The organism is bacterium (assembly GCA_020440705.1).
Classification (GTDB): Bacteria; Krumholzibacteriota; Krumholzibacteriia; order LZORAL124-64-63; family LZORAL124-64-63; genus JAGRNP01.
Window position 1 is genome coordinate 1 of record JAGRNP010000226.1, and the last position, 2,662, is coordinate 2,662.

General features: G+C 68.4%; 2 protein-coding genes. Both read right to left on the reverse strand.

The annotated features are described in order from the left end of the window. Positions 1–86: 86 nt before the first annotated feature. On the reverse strand, positions 87–1,937 hold the full coding sequence (locus KDM41_17850) for a phage terminase large subunit family protein (GenBank protein MCB1185286.1): 1,851 nt from the start codon (positions 1,935–1,937) through the stop codon (positions 87–89). Beyond that, a complete protein-coding gene (locus KDM41_17855; protein ID MCB1185287.1) occupies positions 1,921–2,484 on the reverse strand; it encodes a hypothetical protein in 564 nt (187 codons plus the stop codon). The genes KDM41_17850 and KDM41_17855 overlap by 17 nt, the downstream gene beginning before the upstream one ends. Between the last annotated feature and the right edge of the window lie 178 nt (positions 2,485–2,662).

Below are 2,662 nucleotides of genomic sequence, written 5' to 3' on the forward strand. Positions count from 1 at the left end.
GTGGATTAAATGCTAGCGAGGATCGGGGGATCGGGGCCGGATTCTGGTACCCCACGGGGCCTCGCCCGGGCCGGGATCGGCCCCGGCTACCCCCGCCAGCCATCGATCCACCCCCGGGGGCGCCGCACAGGCATGCTCGGCTCCGGCTCGGCCGCCGCCTGGACCTCGTGACGGTGGGCTAGGGCCGCCGCTCGCTCGGGCAGGGACTTCACGAATGCGGGGCCGAGGATGTAGAGAGCCGCCAGGCAATAGACCTCGAGGTCGAGGGCCTCGTTGCGGTCGCGGGTCTTGACCCACTCACGGACTGTGCCACGGTTCTTCACCCACTTGCGGATGGCCTTCTCGGCCGTCAGCTGGGCGATGTACTCCTCGTCGGTCCACTCGGGGAGGTGGCAATAGCCGGGTCCGGGCGATCCGATGCGTAAACGCGAGTAGACGATCTCCTTGCCGGTGTCCACGCAGAGGGTGAACAGCTTCGCGCGGTACCGGTTGTGGGTGGATGGGCGGCCGACCAGCGGTTTGCCCCGCTCCGAACCGCCACGGACGGCGAAGATGCGCCGGTCGATTCGGGCACGGCAGAACCGGTAGACCTGCTCGGAGTGGTGGCCGCCGCTGTCGACGGCGACACAGGATATCGGGACCTTCTGCCCGCTCTCGTGGGTGAACTCGGTCCGCAGGAAGCGGTCGAGGTCGAGCCAGACCTGGTCGCGCCCCGGGTCACCGTGGAACTGGGAGAACGCGACGAGCCAGGACTCCTCCGACGCGCCGTATCCCTTCACCGCGCACTCGAGCCGGTCGCCCTGGACGTCGACCGAGGCCACGAGCACGCCGACGCCGCTGGGCACCTCGGCTTCATATCGCTCCGCTCGGGCCAGCAGGCTGTCCGGGTCGACGGTCTCCCCGCGCTCCTCCCAAGTCTCTCCCAGCACGCTGTTGACCCAGTTCTTCAGCCGGAGCGGGCTCTCCTTGGCCTCTATGAACTCTCCGACGGTGGCTGACCACGGCAGCCAGCCGAGCGGGGAGTAGAGGCTGGACAGATGGAACCCGATCGTCTCGCCGTTGCCCTTGGCCGTAGGACGCCACTGGCCGGCGGCGAGCATCTGCGGCTTGAACCGCTCCTCGACCAAGACGCCGCAGTTCATGCAGGCCAGGGCCGCGGTCTTGGGGTCTTCGTCACGCCAGCGAATGTTCTCCCACCGCATCCAGTCGTAGTGGCCGCATTCGGGACAGGGGACGAAGTACCGCCGCTGGTCCGACGCGAGGAATTCCCGCTCGATCCGGGAGATGCCCTTGATCGTGGGCGTCGAAACCAGGAACACCTTGCGGCGGGAGTAGAGAGGGCCGGTCGTGCGCTTCTCCGCCAGTGCGATCGGGTCGCCCTGGCCGCCCACGTCACCCGGGTACTCGTCGATCTCGTCGCAGAAGAGCCAGCGTATCGGCATGGACTTGACGCCGGTCGCCGAGTTGGATCCGGTCAGGAACAGGACCCCGCCGGGGAATTCCTTGATCAGGAGGCTGTTACCGCCGTCGCGGGACCGTGCTTCGCGGACCAACTCGTGAAGCACAGGCGTGGTTGCGACCATGGGGTCGAGGCGCTGGCGGCTGAACCGCCGGGCTTCGTCCACGGTGGGGCGCAGGACCAGGATCGGCCCGGGCGCGTGGTGCATCACGTAGCCGAGCCAGTTGTTGCCGGCCTCGGTGCCGCCCAGCTGCGAGCCCTTCATGAACACGACGCGGCGGGCCGGCGATCGCGGGCCCAGGGCGTCCATGATCTCGCGCAGATAGGGCGTCGTGTCCGTGTGCCAGTGGACCGCCGCATGGCCCGAGCGGTTGCCGAGCACGCGGTGTTCGTCGGCCCACTCGCTGACCGTCAGTCGCGGCTCGGGCCGCCATCCCGCCCGGTAGGCGGTTTCGTAAACGTCACGGCCGTTCTGCATCCGCGATCTCCTGACAGATCCGCTCGATCTCTTCCTCGAGGATGCGCTGGACCTCGGCGGGCTCCTGGATGGCGGCCAGGACGGCGGCGAGGCGTTCGGGCAGGGCGATCAACTGGTCGCGCGCCTTGCGGGCCATGTTGAATGCGCCGAGGCGGACTTCGTCGGTGGGGACGAGAGCGCCGCGCCGGCGGTCGAGCTCGAGCTTCGCCAACTGAGCCTGGTACAACTCGCGAGCGGCGCGGGCCTTGGCGTAGCCAGAGGCGGTGGATGGTGCGCCGATCGTCTCGTCGGCCGCGCTCAGGTCCATGGGTTCGGGGGGCTCGCCCGGTGTCTTGGCCTGTTTGGGGTCGCCGGTGATCCGGTTGCGGGGCTTGCTCTGGTCGGTGTTCTGATGCCATTCCTGGTCGGCCTGAACGGGATCGATCTTCCCGTTGACGGTCGAGATCCTGCCTGCCTTGACGGCGCGCTGAACCGCGACGTGGGTCATGCCACGCCTGCGCGCGTACTCGCGCTGGGAGATCAGCTCCTTCTTCGCTCCCTTGACCACCGCCTATTCATCCTGGTCGGCCCTGCGGTCGGCGGCGATCTCGTCGAAGGCCCGGCCGTCGCCGTCCAGGATGGCCTTCTGGCCGGTGGCTTCCTGCCAGCGCATCACGATCACGTCCGTGTACGCGGGATCGAGTTCCATGAGGAAGGCATGGCGGCCGGTCTGCTCAGCTCCCATC